The organism is Thalassolituus sp. UBA2009, from assembly GCF_002335285.1.
GTDB classification, from domain to species: Bacteria; Pseudomonadota; Gammaproteobacteria; order Pseudomonadales; family Oceanobacteraceae; genus Venatoribacter; species Venatoribacter alkanivorans.
Genome location: NZ_DDCJ01000125.1, coordinates 1 through 3021, shown reverse-complemented (window position 1 = coordinate 3021; position 3021 = coordinate 1). Strand labels below are relative to the sequence as shown.

Genomic DNA, 3021 nt, shown 5'->3' with positions numbered 1-3021 from the left:
GCGGCCAGGCGACGGGGTTCCAGCATGATAATCTCCTGCCCGCCGAGCCAGTTTTCCTTCAACAGAGCCAGTGGTACGCGGGTGGTTTTACCAGCGCCGGGTTCGGCACTCAGCAGCACATTCATATGCGTGCTCAGCTGTATGCACAGGTCAGGCAAAAGCGGATCAATGGGCAGGGCAGAAGGCGATGATGGCGAGTCAGGCGATGTGGTCACAACAGCAGCTTTGTTCCGTCAGAAAAGACTTATGCTACCATGGCCTGACTATGGCGGCGTCCTGCTATCAGCGATAGGAGCAATAATGTCAGAGCCTAAAGAATCCGGAAGTACCGTGGTGGATTTTCGCCAGGCTGGTGAAAAGCACCGTCATGCGCGTATGCATGATGAAAAAGAAGCCAAAGTGGAAGCCATGCGTGAGCGCTTTGCGGCGGCATTGCCGGATAAAAAAACACCGGTTAAAGATTATCTGAAGAAAAAACGGGCAAAGAAAAAGCGCTGAGATCAGTCGCGCCCGGTACCGGCTTTATAGCCCTGCAGAAATTTCAGCAGATCAGGCTCTGGCAAAGGTTTTGCCAATAAGTAGCCCTGAATATTGTCACAATCTTTGCTGCGCAGCAGGGCCTCTTCTTCTTCTGTTTCGACCCCTTCAGCAATCACGCTCATATTCAGGCTGTGGCCGAGGGTAATAATGGTATCCACCAATGCCTGCTTACGGGGATTGGCAGTCATCTGATGAATAAAGCTGCGGTCGATTTTCAGTTTATCGGCGGGAAATGCGGCCAGATACGACAGCGATGAGAAACCGGTACCGAAGTCATCGAGTGCAACGCGTATTCCGGCCTGTTGCAGTTTTTGCAGAAAGGTGCGGGTTTCCTGTTGATTACGGATCAGCAGACTCTCGGTAATTTCAACCAGCAGACTACCGTGTGAAACTCCGGATTCTTCAACCTGAGCAATAATTTTATCGGCCAGGCTATGGTCATAAAATTCGGCGGTGGACACGTTAACAGCAATCGGAACATGAAGTCCCTGTTGCTGAAGGCGATTGATCATGGCCAGGGCTTCCTGTCTGACCCATTGGCCGATTTCACGGATCATGCCGGTTTTTTCTGCTAACGGAATAAACAGATCCGGGCGTACCAGTCCCCGTTCCGGATGATTCCAGCGAATCAGCGCTTCCAGCTGCACAATGCAATTGTCGCTGAGGCGTTTTATTGGCTGATAATGCAGCTCCAGCTGATTACGGCTGACGGCAAAATGCATTTCCTGATGCAGTAAAGCCTGGGTTTTTGCTGCTTCGAACATGGCCGGTGTAAAAAAAGCGTAGCCATTACGGCCGGCATTTTTCGCCGCATAAACCGCCTGTTCGGCAGCCTTGAGTAATTGTTCCAGAGTGCTGCCATCACCGGGGTAGCAACTGATGCCGATACTGGAAGAAATGCGGCAGTCGCGCATCTGGCGGATGGTCAGGCTGCGGCTGACATTTTTCAGTAATTTGTCGGCTAACTCCCGCAGCGCCTGCTGATCGTGTTCTCCGGTAATAATAAAACCAAATTCGTCGCCACCGAGGCGGGCAATGGTGTCCTGTGGACGCATGCTCTGTTGCAGGCGGGTGCCGACCTTAACCAGTAATTCATCACCGGCATCGTGACCCAGGGTATCGTTGATTTCTTTAAAGTAATCGAGGTCCATCAGCAACACAGAAAACGCGCGTTGCTTACGTCGCCCCTGTTCCAGAGTCCAGTTCAGGCGTTCATAAAACAGATTGCGGTTGGGCAGGCTGGTGAGCAGATCGTAGCTGGCCTGATACTGAATGGTTTCTTCCGAGCGTTTACGTTCGCTGATATCGCTGATCAGAGCAACGTAACGCTTGATTTCGTTTTGTTCATTACGGACGACGGAAAAGCACAGCTCGGCATTAAAGCGTTCACCATTACGGCGGCTGATCAGCAGTTCGGTTGTCCAGCTGCGCCAGGATGGCAATTTATCGAGGATGTCGCGGTACTGCTGCAGGGATTTACTATCGGCAGAGAAGAAACCGGGTTTGCGGCTGAGCACTTCAGCGGCGGGGTAACCGGTTATCTGACTGAAAGCCGGATTAACTTCGACAATATTAAATTCGCTGTCGGTAATGATCAGCCCCAGCGGCAGATGCTGGGTAATGGTTTCGGTCAGCTGGCGGTGGTTCTGGGCGCGGCGGAATTCGATACTGGCCTGAGCCAGGCGGGCGGCTTCGTGAATCAGCAGCAGGTCGAGGCCGGTCGGATGTCGCACCTCACGATAGTAAAGGCCAAATACGCCGAGCACCGTACCCTTACTGCCCACAATCGGCTGCGACCAGCAGGCCCGCAGATTGGCCTGAGCAGCCAGCTCGCGGTAATCCTGCCAGTAAGGATGACGCTGAATATCCTCAACAATGACCAACCGCGAGGTGGCTGCAGCGGTTCCACAGGAACCGACCCCCTCACCAATGCTGAGATCATTCATTGCTGCGACGTAAAAATCAGGAAGGTTAGGAGCTGCGCCGGGAAGCAGGCGTTTGCCGTCATCGCTGAGCAGCATGATGGAAGCAATACAGTCGGGTTGTTTTTCCTGAATCAGCAGTACCAGTTCATTCAGCAGCATTTCCAGCGGACGGCCACTGAGCAGCATTTCCAGAAAATGGTTATAGCGGCCAATACCGAGACGAGAAACGTCACTCAGACCATGCTGGATAGAATTTTGGGGCATACACTGCATTCAGATGAAGACTGAACCCAAGTGTAGCGGTATCTGCAGGATTTGAAACCGCTGTCGCAGGAATGGGGCCTGTGCAAAGCGGGAATGAGAGGGTATTTATTCTGTGGTTGCGCTGGATCAGGAAAAAGCACCACTTCCGGAATCCGGAGGCGGTGCTTTTTATCAGCGTCAGATATTACGCACCGACCAGTGACTGGCCACAGACACGGACGATGTTACCGCTGACACCGGAAGCCGCCGGATTGGCAAAAAACGCGATGGTTTCCGCCACATCAACCGGCTT

General features: G+C 52.8%; 2 protein-coding genes and 1 pseudogene. 1 reads left to right on the top strand and 2 read right to left on the bottom strand.

Annotated elements, in window-relative coordinates; all coding sequences use genetic code 11:
* Positions 1 to 215, bottom strand: a pseudogene (locus B3P58_RS15420) (hypothetical protein); the annotation flags it as partial.
* Positions 216 to 300: 85 nt separating this feature from the next.
* Here B3P58_RS15420 and B3P58_RS15415 point away from each other — a divergent pair.
* Positions 301 to 498: a tRNA (uracil-5-)-methyltransferase gene (locus tag B3P58_RS15415; RefSeq protein ID WP_145469509.1), complete on the top strand. Its 198-nt coding sequence runs from the start codon at positions 301 to 303 to the stop codon at positions 496 to 498.
* A gap of 2 nt (positions 499 to 500) precedes the next feature.
* Here B3P58_RS15415 and B3P58_RS15410 read toward each other — a convergent pair whose 3' ends face one another.
* Positions 501 to 2729: a putative bifunctional diguanylate cyclase/phosphodiesterase gene (locus B3P58_RS15410; RefSeq protein ID WP_186435948.1), complete on the bottom strand. Its 2229-nt coding sequence runs from the start codon at positions 2727 to 2729 to the stop codon at positions 501 to 503.
* Between the last annotated feature and the right edge of the window lie 292 nt (positions 2730 to 3021).